The sequence below is a fragment of the Bradyrhizobium sp. ISRA464 genome, from assembly GCF_029910095.1.
Taxonomy (GTDB): domain Bacteria; phylum Pseudomonadota; class Alphaproteobacteria; order Rhizobiales; family Xanthobacteraceae; genus Bradyrhizobium.
In genome coordinates, this window is sequence record NZ_CP094526.1 from 4,461,041 (window position 1) to 4,478,347 (window position 17,307).

Annotated in this window: 10 protein-coding genes and 1 pseudogene; 4 read left to right on the forward strand and 7 right to left on the reverse strand. The window is 65.1% G+C overall.

The window, feature by feature from the left end; all coding sequences use genetic code 11:
• Window positions 1–60: 60 nt before the first annotated feature.
• Together MTX19_RS21025 and MTX19_RS21030 are read left to right on the forward strand one after the other, a co-directional pair.
• Window positions 61–1,431: a peptidoglycan DD-metalloendopeptidase family protein gene (locus MTX19_RS21025; RefSeq protein WP_280979117.1), complete on the forward strand. Its 1,371-nt coding sequence runs from the start codon at window positions 61–63 to the stop codon at window positions 1,429–1,431.
• 78 nt (window positions 1,432–1,509) lie between these two features.
• Window positions 1,510–1,896, forward strand: coding sequence for a hypothetical protein (locus MTX19_RS21030; RefSeq protein ID WP_280979118.1), 387 nt, complete (start codon window positions 1,510–1,512; stop codon window positions 1,894–1,896).
• Window positions 1,897–2,722: 826 nt separating this feature from the next.
• Here the strand turns inward: MTX19_RS21030 and MTX19_RS21035 are convergent.
• A complete protein-coding gene (locus tag MTX19_RS21035) occupies window positions 2,723–3,958 on the reverse strand; it encodes an ABC transporter substrate-binding protein (RefSeq protein ID WP_280979119.1) in 1,236 nt (411 codons plus the stop codon).
• 161 nt (window positions 3,959–4,119) lie between these two features.
• On the opposite strand from MTX19_RS21035, the gene MTX19_RS21040 reads away from it, so the two are divergent.
• The gene (locus MTX19_RS21040; protein WP_280985448.1) at window positions 4,120–6,273 is read left to right on the forward strand and encodes a carbamoyltransferase C-terminal domain-containing protein; all 2,154 of its coding nucleotides are present in this window, start codon (window positions 4,120–4,122) and stop codon (window positions 6,271–6,273) included.
• Here MTX19_RS21040 and MTX19_RS21045 read toward each other — a convergent pair.
• The 6 genes and pseudogenes from MTX19_RS21045 to MTX19_RS21070 all read right to left on the reverse strand — a co-directional run bounded on the left by MTX19_RS21045 (window position 6,274) and on the right by MTX19_RS21070 (window position 14,728).
• Window positions 6,274–7,163, reverse strand: a pseudogene (locus tag MTX19_RS21045) (DMT family transporter).
• An 84-nt stretch (window positions 7,164–7,247) separates the two neighbouring features.
• A complete protein-coding gene (locus tag MTX19_RS21050) occupies window positions 7,248–8,117 on the reverse strand; it encodes an NAD(P)-dependent oxidoreductase (RefSeq protein ID WP_280979122.1) in 870 nt (289 codons plus the stop codon).
• Between the two features lie 3 nt (window positions 8,118–8,120).
• Window positions 8,121–9,252 (reverse strand): peptide chain release factor 2 gene (prfB, locus tag MTX19_RS21055; protein WP_280971801.1). Its coding sequence is split into 2 segments (ribosomal slippage): window positions 8,121–9,182 and window positions 9,184–9,252, totalling 1,131 coding nucleotides; the frame shifts between segments, so codons are not numbered across the junction.
• Between the two features lie 105 nt (window positions 9,253–9,357).
• Window positions 9,358–11,859 carry a penicillin-binding protein 1A gene (locus tag MTX19_RS21060; protein ID WP_280979123.1) on the reverse strand — a complete coding sequence of 834 codons (2,502 nt, stop codon included), beginning with the start codon at window positions 11,857–11,859 and terminating at the stop codon, window positions 9,358–9,360.
• A gap of 227 nt (window positions 11,860–12,086) precedes the next feature.
• A complete protein-coding gene (locus MTX19_RS21065; RefSeq protein ID WP_280979124.1) occupies window positions 12,087–13,400 on the reverse strand; it encodes an N-acetylmuramoyl-L-alanine amidase in 1,314 nt (437 codons plus the stop codon).
• A 614-nt stretch (window positions 13,401–14,014) separates the two neighbouring features.
• On the reverse strand, window positions 14,015–14,728 hold the full coding sequence (locus tag MTX19_RS21070) for a hypothetical protein (protein WP_280979125.1): 714 nt from the start codon (window positions 14,726–14,728) through the stop codon (window positions 14,015–14,017).
• Between the two features lie 15 nt (window positions 14,729–14,743).
• Between MTX19_RS21070 and MTX19_RS21075 the strand changes: the two genes are divergently transcribed.
• Window positions 14,744–17,287, forward strand: coding sequence for a ribonuclease E/G (locus MTX19_RS21075; RefSeq protein WP_280979126.1), 2,544 nt, complete (start codon window positions 14,744–14,746; stop codon window positions 17,285–17,287).
• The last annotated feature ends 20 nt before the right edge of the window (window positions 17,288–17,307 follow it).

The following is a 17,307-nucleotide window of genomic DNA, read 5'->3' on the forward strand; positions in this document are numbered from 1 at the left end:
CAAAATCGGCCCCGCAAATTAGCCGTACGGAACTTGGTCCGACCGGCCGCGGGAGTACCGATGTCAAACCGGTCCGGTCACCATCACGACCACCACAGACACCATCATCCTCAGGACCATGGCCGGACCCAGCCGCGTCGCGCGGCCGCCCATGCCGCGCCGATACCGGCGGCGGCCGGTCCGGCGTCGGCGGGCGCGGGCTACGCCATCGTCCACGCCGGTAAGCAGGTCCGCTTTGGGCCGGTGGTGTTCTGGATCATCGTCGGCACCATCGTCCTGCTCGGCATGTGGTCGGCGGCGACCGCCACCTATTTCGCGTTCCGCGACGACGTCCTGACCCGGTTGATCGCGCGCCAGGCCGAGATGCAGTACGCCTACGAAGATCGGATCGCGGAGCTGCGCGCCAAGGTCGACCGCACTACCAGCCGCCAGCTCCTCGACCAGGAGCAGTTCGACCAGAAGCTCGACCAAATCATGCGGCGCCAGGCCACACTGGAATCGCGCGCCACCGCGCTCGGCGCGCTTCCCGACCTCGGCAGCACCGGATCGATCAAGCCACAGGGCCGCGCCGATGCGACGCCCTCCTCGGGAACACCCAAACCCTCCCCGATCAGCGACACCGTGATCTTCGTGGCGCCGCCTGACCGTGAGGCGCGGCTGGAATCGCGTGCGCCATTGGCCGCCAAGACGCAGCCGAGCCAGCTCGCCAAGGCCCAGGGCGTCGACAATGCGCTGGTCCGTCTGCAGACCTCGCTCGACCAGGTCGAGCGGCGCCAGATGGCGGCGCTCTCCTCGGCCGAGGACAACATCGAATCGAAGCTGCGCCGCATGCGCGGCGTGATCAGCGATCTCGGCCTCAACACGGCGCAGCTCGAAGCGGCAACGCCGCGTAGCGGCATGGGCGGCCCGTTCGTGCCGGTAAAGCTCGCCCCCAACGCCGGCCCGTTCGAGCGCCAGCTCTATCGCATCAACATCAACCGCGCGCAGATGCAGCGGCTGAACCAGACATTGGCACTAGTGCCCTATCGCAAGCCCGTCGTCGGCGAGGTCGAGTTCACCAGTGGCTTCGGCGTCCGCACCGACCCCTTCCTCGGCCGGCCGGCGATGCATACCGGCCTCGACTTCCGTGCCTCGCAGGGCGATCCGGTGCGCGTCACCGCCAACGGCAAGGTGGTGTCGGCGGGCTGGGCCGGCGGCTACGGCCGCATGGTCGAGGTCGACCACGGCAACGGGCTCTCGACACGCTACGGCCATCTCTCTGAGATCAAGGTCAAGGTCGGCGAATATGTGAAGATCGGCCAGGTGATCGGCGAAGTCGGCTCGACCGGCCGCTCCACCGGCCCACATCTGCACTATGAAACCCGCATCGATGGCGAAGCGGTCGACCCACAGCGATTCCTGCGCGCGGGCGTGCGGCTCAACGCCGGCTGAGAACCCCGCGTCATACGTTTACACAGCGATCCTCTGAACGCGGTGCAAGCGGCTCCCGCTTGCGCCGTTGCCGTTTGCGTGCCCGTCAAAAACTATATCAACCAGCCCCAGGAATTCGCGCTGGCGCTCCCCGCCCTTGACGGCACTGCGAGCCCGGCGACTGCCGCAACCGGTTTCATCGCGCTGATCCTGCTGTTCGTCGTCAACATGCTCTACGTCGCCTCCGCGCGGACGGCGCTGATCTTCATGCCCGTGCTGCTGATCCTGTTTGCTTGGCTGCATCTCAGCAGGCGCGCCACGCGGATATTGTTCGCCTGTGTTGCCGCGGCGAGCGCGCTAATCTGGACCATATCACCCTATCTGCGCCAGCGCATCGCGGACGTTACCATCGAGCATCGCGCGCACGATTTGTCCGGTATCGCCCCGACTGCGCAATGGCCGACCTATTGGCAGGCTCGATCATAGAGGAACGCCCCCATGCCATTGAGTTGCCCGACGGCGCAAGACCCCGGCGAGAAAATATTTCTGTTTTCCAGAAGCGCAACTCAGTGTATGAATGGCCCGTCTCACCCGCCTGAGGGGCGCTTCGCGATCGTCACGAGTGTTGGGTCGAGATGCGGTGGACGCGGAGTGCGCAACTGACGAGTGCGCATGAAGCGGACGGTGAAGTCGTGTGGTTCCGACGCCCCAGTGGCAGGTGTCTCCTCGCAAGATGCGGAACGCATCTTTGCGAAGACGGTGACAAAAAAGCCAAGTCTCGCCGGGGAGAGCACGAAGTAAGCCGTAAACCATCGCGCAGGGAAAGCCGGGATTGATCCGGTTTCACCTGTGGTCCTACCTCCCGTGCTTTCCATTTGCACGGGACCCATGGGTGCGATCGGCACCCGGCTTTCCCTGCGCCCTCTGATCACAGAGTGGCGAAACGAAGATGCAAAGCTCGGGCACATCGTGTCGCGAGAATGCGGCCTCACATCCTCTTAGTCGTCATGCCCTGCGCATGCGGGGCATCCAGTACGCCGCGGCCCCTCGGCTCAAGCACCGGCGGCACTGGAATACTGGATCACCGGCATGCGCGAGTGATGACAACGAGCAAGCTCTTTGACAGTTGAATCAGAAACGCGCCCGTCATTGCGAGGAGCTCGCGACAAAATTGCAAAGCAATTTTGCGCTGAAGCGACGAAGCAATCCATGCTTCCGCATATGCGGCGGGATGGATTGCTTCGCGGAGCCTGTCATCGGGCGCACTTATCGCGCGACCCGTTGGCTCGCAATGACGGCAAATGCGCCCTCCCTATCGTGTTGCGTCGTGCCCGACCTCGCCTGTGATGACGTCGCCGAACAACTCCCACGCCTCGCCGTTGAACTTCATGAGCTGCATCTGCTCGATCGGAAAGTAGTCGTCGGGCGCGGTGTTGACCATGATGCCGGGCAGCATCAGGTCGGAGTGAAAGTTCTTCAGGTTCGCGGCCTGCTTCATCACGTTTTCACGGGTGAGATTGTCGCCGCACTGCTTCAGCACCTGCACCATCGCCTCGGCCTGCACATAGCCGTAGATGTTGTTGGCGTTGGCCTTGTCGCCGTCGGGATAGTACTTGTCCATGAAGGCGCGCCAGCTCTGCACGGCGGGATCCTTGTCCCAGGTCGGATCGGTCGGGTCCTTCAGATAGGCCGTCGAGATGATGCCCTTGGAAAATTCAAGGCCCGCCGGCTTCAACACCGAGGCGACCGAGGTCGCGGTGTTGGCGAGGAAGAACTTCGGCTTCCAGCCGAGTTCGCCGACCTTGCGGATCGCCTGCGCCGATCCCTTCGGCGCAGCCCAGGAGAAGAAGATGTCCGCGCCCGAATCATGCAGCGCAACGATCTGCGAATCGATCGAGGGATCGCTGACCTCGTAGGACTTGTCGGCGATGATCATGCTGACCTTGTCGCCGAGCCCGTCCTTCAGCCCCTTGAACTGATCCTTGCCGGCATCGTCGTTCTGCCAGAACACCGCAATCTTGCTGTTGGGGAATTTGTCGCGAATGTATTTGGCGTAGATGCGCCCCTCGCTCTGGTAGTTGGGCTGGAAGCCCATCGTCCAGGGAAAATTCTTGGGGTCTCCGAACTTGGTACCGCCGGAGGCGACGAAGAGCTGCGGCACCTTTTTTGCATTCATGTATTTCATGATCGCCGAGTTGGACGGCGTACCCAACGCCTGAAAAATCAGCAGCACCTCGTCGCTCTCGACAAGCTTGCGCGCCTGCTCGATCGCCTTCGGCGGCGAATAGGCGTCGTCGTAGCTGATGAAGTTGATCTTGCGGCCGTTGATACCGCCCTGATCGTTGATCATCTTGAAGAACGCCGCCTCGGTCTTGCCGATCACGCCGTAGGACGATGCCGGACCGCTGTAGGGCATGATATTGCCGATCTTGATTTCGGTATCGCTCGCGCCCGGATCGTATTTCTTCTGCGCGTAAGCCGCGGTCGCGATCAGTGCGGCACTTGCGAACGCCACAACCGCGCCAATATATCGAGAACGAGCCGGCATTTGTTTTCTCCCGATTTTTGTCGTTGGTTTTGGCGGCAACTTTCGCAAGTCACGGAAGTGCTGGCAAGCGCTGGGTTTTTCCGTTGGGCGAAATGGCATTGTTGCCTGGCGCTATTTGTGATTGATGGTCCGTCGGGGGCTCACAAGTCGAGGCGCTTTGATTGCTTAAACCGGACATCCGTATCGGCCCGCGGCATCCGCGATTCGCGGCCGCGGGCTACGAGCTCACGCGCCGGCTCAGCGAGCCCGCGATGGCGCGTCTCGGCTTGCACAAGGCGAACGGCGATTTCGCAAAGCGCACGATTGCGTCGATCCGAGAGCGGCTGCAACGCGGCGAGACCGTCTACATCGCGGGCCTGGCCTGCCCCGGCACTCACAATACCGGCGTGGCGCTGGTCGAAGTCACCCAGAGCGGCGGACCGCGCCTGATCGTCAACAACGAGGAAGAGCGCTTTTCCGGAAAAAAGCACACCAACGAGTTTCCGCAATATGCGCTGGACGACATGCGCCAGCTGCTGCGGCGGATGGGTCGCGACATCGGCGACATCGCGGCCTTCGTCACGACGTGGGACTATCCGGCGCTGATGGCGATGCTGATCCGCACCTCGTTCGAGGAGGCGCCGGGCAGCTTCAAGCTCTTGCGCGCGCCGATCGCACCGGCGATCAACCTGCGCCAGATGGATCAGGTGCGGCGCCTGTCGCGCAAGCTCGGGCGGATGTACGGGCTTGGCGAGCAGCTGCCGCTGATCTGCATGCCGCACCACGACAATCACGCATGGTACTCGTTCACCGCCTCTCCCTTCGCCGACTCGCGCGAGCCCGTCGCGATCGCTGTCCTCGACGGCACCGGAGATGTTGGCTCGATCTCGCTTTATGTCGCCGAGAACGGCGAGATGAAGCAGCTCTACTGCAACGAGAGTCTGTTTGACTCGCTCGGCGCCTTCTACACCGTGGTCTCCTCCAGCCAGGGCGGCTGGACCTGGCTCTCCAGCGAGGGCCGCTACATGGGCGCGGCCGCCTGGGGTGACATGAACCGCGCGACCAATCCGTATTATCAGCGGCTCAAGGCTGTGCTGCAGCTTGGTCCAAACGGCACGGTGCATCTCAATCGCGCGATGGCCAACTGGCACAGCGACCCCGTCGACAATCCTTACAAGGCACCGCTGATCGATATCCTCGGCCCGCCGCTGCGGCCCGACCAGCTCTGGAATCCGGACGCGGTATTACGGGTCGAGGATATCCATCACCGCCCCGACACCAAGGACCGGCTCGACAAGGCCGCGGCAACGCAGATGGTGTTCGAGGACGCGATGATCCATGTCGTCGATCACCTGCTGCGCCGCACCGGCACCGACCGCCTGGTCCTGACAGGCGGCGTGGCGCTGAATGCGCTCGGCAACATGCGTCTGCTCGAGCACTTCAACGAGGCGTGGTTCGCGAAAGCGCAGCAGCGCAAGACGCGGCTGCACATGTGGGTGCCGCCGGTGCCTGGCGATCCCGGCGTGCCGATCGGCGCTGCGTGGCTGTTCGCGCATATGGCGGGCGCCCCGCGCGGCGCGCCGCTGTCGCACGCGTTCTATTGCGGCCTGCCGCCGTCGGCTGCCGATATCACGACCGCGCTCAAGGCCGACGACATCGCCTCGACCCAGATCGGCAGTATCGCGACACCGGAGGGACGGGACGCGATTGCCGACATGATGGCCTTCATCGTGGCGCAGGGCGGCGTGATCGCGATCTACCAGGGCGCCGCCGAAACCGGACCACGCGCGCTCGGGCATCGCTCGATCCTGGCCAATCCGTGCGATCCCAACGTGCGCGAACGGCTGAACGAACGCGTCAAATACCGCGAGGCGATCCGCCCGCTGGCGCCGATGGCGACGCTTCAGGCCGCGCACGACTATTTCGAGCTGGAAGACGGCGCGTCCGACGCCGATTACAACGCCTACAACTACATGGTGATCACTGCCCACTCGAAGCCGCAGGCGCGTGAGAAGATTCCGGCCGTGGTGCATGCCGACGGCACCGGGCGCATCCAGATCGTGCGCGAGGCGGACGATCCCCTTACCTATGCCTATCTAAAGGCGCTCGGCCGCCGCATCGGCGTCGAGATGTCGGTCAATACCTCGTTCAACGTGGCGGGACCGATCGCGCAGACGCCGGCGCAGGCGATGGAGACGCTGCGCCGCTCCAAGGGGCTCGATGCGGTGGTGCTGGTCGCCGACGACGGCACCGCCTACGCCGCCTGGCATGGCGGCGAGCGCGACAGCGGACGCTTCACCGGATGGTATGCGGCGTGGACGAAGGTGGCCAGCTAGCTATCGCCGAAACCATGTCAGCACGCGCCCGTCGATCAGGAGCAGCGCGCTCGCGATCACCAGTGCCCCGATCACCTCGCGCGGTGAGATCGGCTCGCCGAGCACGAGATAGCCGAGCAGGATCGCCGTCACCGGAATCAGCAGCGTCACCAGCATTACGTTGGTCGCCCCGGAGCGCTGCAGGATCTGGAAGAACACGATATAGGCCAATGCGGTCGACAGTGCCGCAAGGCCGAGCACCGCGAGCCACGTCGTCGGATGCGGCATCGGCAGCAGCCACGGTTGCTCGACGACGCCGGCGACGACTGCCATCATCGCGGACGACGCCATCATCTGGAACGTCGCCGTGCCGAGCGGCGGCACGCGCGACGGCAATCGCCGCGACACCAGCGTAGCTGACCCGCCAGACACAGCAGGATGCCGATGCCCTGCCTGCTCTCGACCCCGAGCGCATCGCCATGAAGGATCGCGACACCGATAACGCCCGCGACGACACCGGCGATCCGGCGCGGCTGCACCTTCTCCTCGCCGGCGGCAGTCATCACCATCACGGCAAACAGCGGCGTGGTCGCGTTGAGGATCGAGGCCAACCCGCTCGCGATGTAGGTCTGCCCGAACACGATCAGGGAGAACGGCAGGACGTTGTTGAACAGGCCCATCGCGAAGAACGGCGCCCATTCCGCCCAGCCCTTGGGGAGCGCGATCTTCGCGGTCCGCAGCAGCGGCAGCAGGATGACACCGCCGAGCGCCACGCGCAGCAGCACCAGGGTCAATGGCGGCAATTCGCGCAGGATCACGCCGTTGAAGAAGAACGAGCCGCCCCACAACACCGACAGCAGGCCAAGCAGCGCCCAATCGCGGGGATCGATCCTGTTGTCACTGGAAGTCATATCGGGCACTCTTCTGCGCAGGCGCAGATGAGTAGTCGGCCGCAGCGGCCATTGCCACCCGATTTCTGCGATCCGCCGGCCGCCCTATTTCGGCCGCGACACGATCTCGATCATCCGGCCTTCGTCATCGTCGGGCGCGTGCGACTTTGCCTCCTCGTAGGCGGCGAGCGCCGCCCGACTGACCGGCACGCCGGGCAACAGCGTCTCGGCCAGCCGCACCGCATAGGCGGCGTCCTTGTGGCGCAGCGCCGCGGTGAACGAGGCGCCCGAGAAGTCACGGTCGATCATCCGCCTGGAATGACGGATCACCTGCGGGCTCGCGACCGCGCCGGCGGCAAGCGCTTCGGCCACGACCTGCATGTCGAGGCCGGCCTGCTCGGCCATCGCGATGCCCTCGGCCAGGCTCGCGATCTGCACGGCGCCCATCAGATTGTTGATCAGCTTGAATATCGTTCCGCTGCCGACCCCGCCGAAATGGCGGATCGTCTCGCCGATCGGCGCGAGGAACGGTTGCGCTCGCTCGAGGTCGGCCGGATCAGCCCCGACCAGAAGCGTGAGCTTGCCCGCGGCCGCCGCGGACGGGAGGCCGGTGACCGGACAATCGATGTAGATCAGCCCGCGATTGCGCAATTCGCGCGCCATGTCGAGCGTGTGCTGATACGACACCGTGGAGCATTCGATCGCCAGCGTGCCCGCCTTCATCGTCGCGGCCGCGCCATCCTTCGTCAGCCAGACGGCGCGCGAGGCTTCGTCATCGGCGACCATGGTGATGACGGCGTCGGCGTCGATCGCGGCATCCTCCGGCGAGGTCGCCCACTGCGCTCCTCGCGCGATCAGGTCCTCGGCCTTTGCCTTGCTGCGATTCCACACCGCAACCGTGAAGCCGGCATCGAGATAGCGGCCGGCCATGCCATGGCCCATACGCCCCAATCCGATGAAGGTGACCCGCGCCATGGATCAGTCCACATCCTCGACCGCGCCGGGCGCGGTGCCGAAGGCACGCTGCGCCAGCGTCGCGGCCATGAACTCGTCGAGATCGCCGTCGAGCACACCCGCGGTGTCCGAGGTCTGCACTCCCGTGCGCAGGTCCTTCACCATCTGGTAGGGCTGCAGCACGTAAGAGCGGATCTGGTGACCCCAGCCGATATCCGTCTTTGCGGCCTGGTCGGCTGCGGCCTGCTCCTCGCGCTTCTTCAGCTCGATCTCATACAGCCGCGCGCGCAGCATGTCCCAGGCCTGCGCCCGGTTCTTGTGCTGGGAGCGGCCGGCCTGGCAGACCACCGCAATACCGGTCGGAATGTGAGTCAGCCGCACCGCCGATTCCGTCTTGTTGACGTGCTGCCCGCCCGCGCCGCCAGACCGCATGGTGTCGGTGCGGACGTCGGACTCCTTGATCTCGATCTTGATGCTGTCGTCGATCACGGGGAAGATCTGCACCGACGAGAACGAGGTGTGCCGCCGCGCGTTGGAATCGAACGGCGAAATCCGCACCAGGCGATGCACGCCGGCTTCCGTCTTCAGCCAGCCATAGGCGTTGTGGCCGCTGATCTGGATGGTGGCGGACTTGATGCCGGCCTCTTCACCCTGGGATTCTTCGAGGTACTCGATCTTGAAGCCGTGCTTCTCCGCCCAGCGCGTGTACATGCGCAGCAGCATCTGCGCCCAGTCCTGGCTCTCGGTGCCGCCGGCGCCGGCATGGACCTCGAGATAGGAGTCGAACTTGTCGGCCTCACCCGAGAGCAGCGCCTCGAGCTCGCGCCGGGCGACCTCCTTCTTCAGCTCCTTGAGCGCCTTTTCGGCGTCGACGACCACGGACTCGTCGTTCTCGGCCTCGCCGAGCTCGATCATGCCGATATTGTCCTCGAGCTCGCGCTCGACCTTGCCGATGCCCGAGAGCGCGTCCTCCAATGAGGTGCGCTCCTGCATCAGCTTCTGGGCCTTCTGGGGATCGTTCCAGAGATTGGAGTCTTCTGCGAGCTTGTTCAGCTCAGCGAGGCGTGCTGTCGATTGTTCGACGTCAAAGATGCCTCCTCAGCAGCCCGACTGACTGCTTGATCTCTTCAACAAGGCGTTCGATTTCCGCGCGCATGGTCTTTCAGGAGTTGGAAAAAAACTTGCGAGGGATGTAACGACCGGCGCGGCAAAGCGCAATCGGCTTGGTCGCGCTATCCCGACGATTTGGAACGAAGAACCGCTAGTACAGCCCGCCGGTTCCCGGACGCATGAAGAAGCCGCCATCAGGCTGCTGCCCACCCTGCGACGGCTGAGGACCCGGCGGAGGACCGCGACCGTCCACATCGGCGACGCCGATCACCGAATAATTCTCCGGCGGCGCAGTGCCCGGCTTGAAGGCTTCCAGGATGGTATTGCCGCTGTCGCCCGGGCGGGCGCGCATGCCGGTCTTGGCGTCGACGCGGATCAGCTTGATGCCGGCCGGCACCTTGAACGGGGTCGGCGGCTTGTCGGCCAACGCGAGCTTGAGGAAGTCGCGCGCGATCGGAGCGGCGACGTGGCCGCCAGTGGCGGTCCGGCCGAGATTGCGCGGCTTGTCGTAGCCCATGTAGACGCCGACAGCGAGATCCGGCGAGAAGCCGACGAACCACACGTCCTTCTCGTCGTTGGTGGTGCCGGTCTTGCCGGCGATCGGCTTGCCGACCTCCCTCACGACAGTTGCCGTACCGCGCTGGACCACGCCTTCCATCATCTCGGTGATCTGGTAGGCGGTCATGGCATCGAGCACCTGCTCGCGGCGATCGATCAGCTGCGGCTCGGGTTGGTTCTTCCATCCCTCCGGCGCATCGCAGCCGCGGCATTCACGCTGGTCGTGCTTGAAGATCGTATGGCCGTAGCGATCCTGGATGCGGTCGATCAGCGTCGGCTTCACGCGGCGGCCGCCATTGGCGAACATCGAGTAAGCCGTCACCATGCGCATGACCGTGGTCTCGCCGGCGCCGAGCGCATAGGACAAATAGTTCGGCAATTCGTCGTAGACGCCGAAGCGCTTGGCGTACTCGCCGATCAAGGGCATGCCGACGTCCTGCGCGAGCCGCACCGTCACGGTGTTCAGCGAGCGCTGCAGCGCGTTGCGCAGCGTGGTCGGCCCGTAATACTTGCCGGTCGAGTAGTTCTCGGGACGCCACACGCCGGCCCCCTGCCCCTGATCGATCTCGATGGGCGCGTCGATCACGGTGGTCGACGGCGTGTAGCCATTGTCCAGCGCCGAAGCGTAGACGATCGGCTTGAACGACGAGCCGGGCTGCCGGTAACCCTGCGTCGCGCGGTTGAACTGGCTCTGGTCGAAGGAGAAGCCGCCGACCATCGCGAGCACGCGGCCGGTCAACGGATCCATCACCACCATCGCGCCGGAGACTTCAGGCAATTGCCGCAGCCGGTACTGGCCCTCGACCGCAGCGCCCTCTTTGGTCACCAACGGGTCGGCGTAGATCACGTCACCCGGATGCAGCACCTGCGCCACAGCCGTTGGCGCCTTGCCCTTGGTCTTCGCCCAGCGCACGCCATCCATCGTGATGATGCCGGTCTGCCGCTCCTTGCTGACGGCGCCGCCGAATTCGCGGCTGGGCTGGAAGCCGATCCGTGCCGATTGGTCGCTGGCCTCCAGCACCACCGCCATCCGCCACGGCGAGATGTCGGAGAGCGATTTGACGTCGGCAAGCTTGACGCCCCAGTCACCGGAGATGTCGAGCTTCTGCAGCGGCCCGCGCCAGCCCTGCGCCTCGTCATAGTTGACGAGACCGGCGGCCATGGTCTTGCGCGCCATCACCTGGATCTTCGGATCCAGCGTGGTGCGGACCGACAGCCCGCCCTCATAGAGCTTCTTTTCGCCGTAGCGCTCGAAGATGTCGCGGCGGACCTCCTCCGCGAAATACTCGCCCGCGAAGATATGCGCACCGTTCGAGCGGTTGGTGACGATGAGCGGATCCTTGCGCGCCTGGTCGGCCTCGGCCTGCTTGATCCAGCCGTTTTCCAGCAGGCGGTCGATCACATAGTTGCGGCGCTCGATCGCGCGGTCACGATTGCGCACCGGATGCAGTGCTGCGGGGGCCTTCGGCAGCGAGGCGAGATAGGCGGCTTCCGCGACCGTCAGCTCGTTGACCGACTTGTCGAAGTAGACCAGCGACGCGGCGGCGATGCCGTAGGCGCTGAGACCCAGATAGATTTCGTTGAGGTAGAGCTCGAGGATGCGGTCCTTGGAGTACGCGCGCTCGATGCGCATCGCGAGCAAGGCTTCCTTGATCTTGCGCGAGAAGGAGACCTCATTGTTCAGCAGGAAGTTCTTCGCCACCTGCTGGGTGATGGTCGAGGCGCCCTGCGGGCGGCGGTTGGAGCCGTAGTTCTGCGCGTAGAGGATCGCGGCGCGAAGCATGCCCTGGTAGTCGATGCCGCCGTGCTCGTAGAAATTCTTGTCCTCGGCCGCGAGGAACGCGTTGATCACGAGCTTCGGCACCGCCTGAATGGGCAGATAGAGCCGGCGCTCCTTGGAATATTCGGCGAGCAGCGCGCCGTCGGCCGCGTGCACGCGCGTCATTACCGGCGGCTCATAGTCCTGCAGCTGCGAATAGTCCGGCAGATCCTTGGAAAAATGCCAAATCGCGCCTGCGACCGCAGCGACGCCAACCAGGAACACCACGGTTCCGGCAGCGAACAAGAAACCCATGAACCGCACGAGCAGGCGCATTATCGAAGTTCCGTTTCACCCCTTCGGCGCTCAATCATCGAAAGCGCCCGTCCAACGTACGAAAGCCTCTCACGCGAATTCCGGGTTCCAGAGAGCTATACTCACGCTGCTCGAGCCGCCAGACAATATGGCTGATTCCGGGGGCCTCTCCGGTGGGTTGTCTATACCGTTGCCGCTGTGGCCAAACTAGGGCCCCCTGTGGGTTCGGCCCGTTCAAGCGGCCAGTTTCAGTTGGCCGATCCGGCCGTTGCCATCCGCTTGGCAAAAAACGCGTCGATCGCCTGAGCCATCGAACCGACCGTCTTGTTTCGCCAGCTCTCGGAGACCAGGTGCTCGAGGTCGCCCTTGTTGGAGACATAGCCGAGTTCGACCAGGACGGAGGGGACGTCGGGGGCCTTGAGCACCCGGAAACCCGCCGATTTGAGCGGATTCTTGTGCATCCTGACCGTGGTCTTCATCTCGTTCATCAAGAGACGGGCGAAGCGGTTGGAGAAGGTCTTGGTTTCCCGCTGCGCAAGGTCGATCAGGATGTCGGCGACCTCGGTCGGCTCGTCCGTGAGGTTCACCCCGCCGATGGCGTCGGCCTTGTTCTCAGCGTCAGCCAGCCGCTGCGCCTCGGCGTCGGAGGCCTTGTCGGACAATGTGTAGATCGTCGCGCCCTGGGCGTCGCCCTCACGCCGCGGCAAGGCGTCGGCATGGATAGACACGAAGAGGGCCGCGCCCTGGGTGCGCGCGACCTTCACCCGGTCGTTGAGCGGGATGAAGGTGTCGTCGGTCCTGGTCATGACCACTCGGTATTTGCCGGATTGCTCGATCCGGTCGCGCAGCGCCAGACCGAACGCCAGCACCAGGGTCTTTTCCAACTGCTCGCCGGACTGGGTGCCGTTGTCGATGCCGCCGTGACCGGGGTCGATCACGATCAGCGGCCGGGTATCCGTCGATGGCGCCGGTGGCAGCGCCGCCGTCGTGGTTTGGGGCGGAGCAACCGCGGCATTGGCGTCAGCGACCGCCGGCTTAAGTGCGGGGCGGTTCTCCGAGGCGAGCGACTGCACAAAACTGGTATGGTCGACCTCTTCGAGGTCGAGCACCAGCCGCGGCGGCTGGCCGTTGGCGGCGTCGAGCACGTAGGAATTGGCGATCTTCGCCGGCCCGGTCAGATCGAACACGATCCGGGAACCACCAGGCATAACGAGGCCGTAGCGGAAGGCCTTCACCAGCCCCCGTCCCGTCGAGCCGGTCCCGGCGGCGAGATGGAAGTCGACCTGTGGGATGTCGACCACGACGCGGTAGGGGTCGGCCAGCGGAAAGGCGCGGAACTCGATCTTGCGGTCGAGATCGAGGATGAATCGGGTCTGCTTGTCATCGCCGGCCAGTCGTGCGCCGGAAGCGACCGGGAACTTTGAGGTGGCGGAGATCGGGGCGGCCTGGTCCTTCTGCGGACTCTCGGCAGCGCTCGGGCCGCTCATTTCGGCAAACACCAATGCCGCGGCGCACAACAGCCCGCACCCCAGCAAAATACGGTGATTTGCGCGGTTTTCCACCGACTCGGTGCCTCCAAGCAGCCCTTTACCGCATTAGAACCACACAGTTAATCGCACCTTAATGACGCAGGGACGAAAAGGTTTGAGTGTTGCCTCGCCGCGACGCTTCCCTTGCACCCGGCGGTCAATCCACGTATGTACGGGATGCTGATGGCTAGTACTCCCGGTTGTGTCGCGTTCAGCCTCCCGGTGCAGCGGTGGAACCTTCGATGTCGGAGATCCCGCCGTGTTTTTCCGGTCCCTCCGCAGCCAGCGCCGCGCGCGGCTGACAAGGAGTGGCGGTTTCGAGCCCGAGCGGCGTCCAGTCCCAGGCACACTCTCTCGCCAGAGGGACGGTTTGAGACACGGCATAGCTGATTATCCGGCCCCTTGGGGTCTCGATATGCGATGGCCGGCAGGCGCTTCGGTGCCGCGCCGGGCTTTCAGCAAAAGACACGGCGGCACTTCTCGCCGCCAACATGTTTAGACGGGCCGACGCTTAATGCGCCAGACTGCATTGCCGACCAGGATTCCGGAGACGATCGCGTTGACGCGAGGTGAATGCCTCGCCCGCCGCATCATCCCGGCGAGTTCCCGCTCGGCGCTGCGCCGCGAGACGCGTTTTGGCCTTCCCCTCACCCCCGAATCAGGTGGACCGTCGCGTCACCAGGCGGCGCTATTTGCGCGCGCCATGCATCGCGCCCGCCGCCGTCAAGAGCTCCCAAATGCCCAACAAGATGTTGATCGATGCCACCCACCCGGAAGAGACCCGGGTCGTTGTGGTCCGTGGCAATCGAGTCGAAGAGTTTGATTTCGAGACCGCCCAGCGCAAGCAACTGCGCGGCAATATCTATCTCGCAAAAGTTACGCGCGTAGAGCCGTCGCTGCAGGCCGCCTTCATCGAGTATGGCGGCAATCGCCACGGCTTCCTCGCCTTCAGCGAAATCCATCCCGACTACTACCAGATTCCGGTCGCCGACCGTCAGGCGCTGATCGAAGCCGATGAGCGCGCCCATCGCGAGGCCGAGGAAGAACACGAGAACCGCGGCCACCGCCGCCGGTCGCGCCATCGCAATGCCCGCCGCCGCGGCCACGGCGACCGCGTGCAGAGCGAGGTGGTCGAGGGTGCAAGCGACGCGCAGCCGCAGCAGGCTCACGAGGGTTACGAGCACCCCGTCGATGCCGAGCACCACGACCATGACGCGGTGGCCCACGACAGTCACGAACATGAGGCGCACGAGCACGCCCATGATCACGAACATGCCCATGATCACGATCACCACGATGATCACGAACATCATGACGATCATGAACATCACGACCGTCATGATGACGACCATCATGAGCATGAGCACGCTCACGACGTGAACGTCGCGCCGGATGCCGACGCGCAGCCCGATCCCGTTGCAGCGGTGGTCGAGGCATCGGTTGCGGCGGTAGCGCCCGACCCGACCGAGGCCGTCGCGCTCAACCATGAGCCCGAACGGGCCCACGAGGAACAGGTCGAGGAGAATACCGCGCACGCGGACGATGCGCCGCATGCAGCGGACGAGGTGCATGCGACGGCCGATCACCACGCCGCCCCTGAGCACGCCGTGTCCGAGGACGCCGTGTCGGAGGACGCCGCGGTGTCCCAGGGCGAACCTGGCGATGACGCCGGCGACGACGAGGATGAGGACGACGGTGAAGAAGGCGAGGAAGAAGACGTCGTCGAATCCGTCGGCGGAGACGACGTGCTCGAGGAAGTTCCGGAACGCCCGTTCCGGCCGCGCCGCCAGTACAAGATCCAGGAAGTCATCAAGCGCCGCCAGGTGATGCTGGTGCAGGTCGTGAAGGAAGAGCGCGGCAACAAGGGCGCCGCCCTCACCACCTATCTCTCACTGGCCGGCCGCTATGCCGTGCTGATGCCCAACACCGCGCGCGGCGGCGGCATCAGCCGCAAGATCACCTCGGCCCAGGACCGCTCGCGGCTGAAGGAAGTGGTTCAGGATCTCGACGTGCCCGAGGGCATGGGCATCATCCTGCGCACCGCAGGCGCCTCGCGCAGCAAGCCCGAAATCAAGCGCGACTTCGAATATCTGATCCGCATGTGGGAAACCGTGCGCGACCTGACGCTGAGGTCGCAGGCCCCGAGCCTGGTCTATGAGGAAGGCTCGCTGATCAAGCGTTCGCTGCGCGACCTCTACAACAAGGAGATCGACGAGATCCAGGTGGCGGGCGAAGCCGGCTACCGCGAAGCGCGCGATTTCATGAAAATGCTGATGCCCGCGAACGTGCGCGCGGTGAAGCTGTATCGCGACGGCCAGCCGCTGTTCTCGCGCATGGGCGTCGAGAGCCAACTCGATGCGATGTTCTCGCCGACCGTGCAGTTGCGCTCCGGCGGCTACGTCGTCATCAACCAGACCGAGGCGCTCGTTTCGATCGACGTCAACTCGGGACGAGCGACGCGCGAGCACCACATCGAAGACACGGCGCTCAAGACCAATCTGGAGGCGGCGGAGGAAGTCGCCCGCCAGCTCCGCTTGCGCGACCTCGCCGGCCTGATCGTCATCGACTTCATCGACATGGACGAGAAGCGCAACAACCGCGCAGTCGAACGCAAGCTGTCCGACTGCCTGCGCCAGGACCGCGCGCGGATCCAGGTCGGCCGCATCTCGCATTTCGGCCTGCTGGAAATGTCGCGTCAGCGCATCCGCGCCAGCGTGCTGGAGAGCTCGACCGAGCCCTGCTCGCAATGCGGCGGCTCCGGTCACGTCCGCTCGGTCTCGTCAGTCGCGCTGCAGCTGCTGCGCGGCATCGAGGAAATCCTGATGAAGGGCGCGACCCACAATCTGGTCGTGCGTACCCGCACCGACGTCGCGCTCTATGTCCTCAACCACAAGCGCGGCCATCTGCGCGACCTTGAAGAATCCTTCAAGGTGTCGCTGTCGATCGTCGCCGACGCCACCGTGAGCGGCCAGCAGTCCTACGTCATCGACCGCGGCGAGCAGGTACACACGCTCGAGGCGGCCAAGGCCCTGCTCGCGGCGCAGGCCGCCTCGGCACCGGCGCACGCCGACGAAGCCGACGACGAGTCGGAACTGTTCGAATACGAGGCCGAGGTCGAAACCGAGGAAACCGAAGGCCTCACCGATGACCAGGCCGCCGGCGAGGAAGCCAGCGCCGAGGCTGAAGGCGACGGTCAACGCCGCAGGCGCCGTCGCCGGCGGCGCGGCCGCGGCGGTGGCAGCGAAGCGCGCGAGAGCGCCCAGCCCCGCGAGGACGGCGACCTGATGCATGTGATGCCTGAGAGCACCGATGCGGCCACGGCCGAGGATGCGGAAGGCGACGAGGACGAGGAGCAACAGACGTTTGCCGGCACCGATCAGCGCGATGGCGAACGTCGCCCGCGCCGCCGCGGACGTCGTGGTGGCCGCCGCCGGCGCGGCAGTGGTCCGCAGGACGAGGGTCTCGCGGGATCGATTTCCGACGAGTTGAGCCCGGCACCAACGCCGGAAGCCACCGGCGCGGTCGCCGACTTCGACAGCCGTTCGGAACCGGCCCCGTCGCTGGCCCAGCCCGAGGCTGACGCGCAACCGTCGGCACCGGAATCGCAGCCCGTCGCGCCGGCTCCTGTCGAAGCAACGGCCGCAGCGCCCGAGGCCACCGCGGAGACAGAGGAAACGCTGGCCGAAAGCGAGCGCGCAGTGCGGCGCCGCTCCACTGTGCGCGAAAAGGTCAACTTCCTGTCGAGCCCGCAGTCGGAGACGCCAGCGCCCGAGCTGGCCGAAGGCCCGCTGGAGCCGTCGCCGGCCCCTGCCCCCGAACCGGAGCCTGCGCCTGCGACGGCAGAGCCGGCACCGGCGGTCACAACCGAAGCCCCGGCCCGCAAGGGCTGGTGGTCGCGGCGCTTCGGCGGCGGCAACTAATCCCCCTCGCGAACGAAAAC

Bases quoted from the DNA above. Each gene is read 5' to 3' on its own strand.
- MTX19_RS21035 (WP_280979119.1), bottom strand. From the start codon at position 3,958: ATGCCGGCTCGTTCTCGATATATTGGCGCGGTTGTGGCGTTCGCAAGT.
- MTX19_RS21060 (WP_280979123.1), bottom strand. From the start codon at position 11,859: ATGCGCCTGCTCGTGCGGTTCATGGGTTTCTTGTTCGCTGCCGGAACC.
- MTX19_RS21070 (WP_280979125.1), bottom strand. From the start codon at position 14,728: ATGCTCATGATGGTCGTCATCATGACGGTCGTGATGTTCATGATCGTC.
- MTX19_RS21025 (WP_280979117.1), top strand. From the start codon at position 61: ATGTCAAACCGGTCCGGTCACCATCACGACCACCACAGACACCATCAT.
- MTX19_RS21050 (WP_280979122.1), bottom strand. From the start codon at position 8,117: ATGGCGCGGGTCACCTTCATCGGATTGGGGCGTATGGGCCATGGCATG.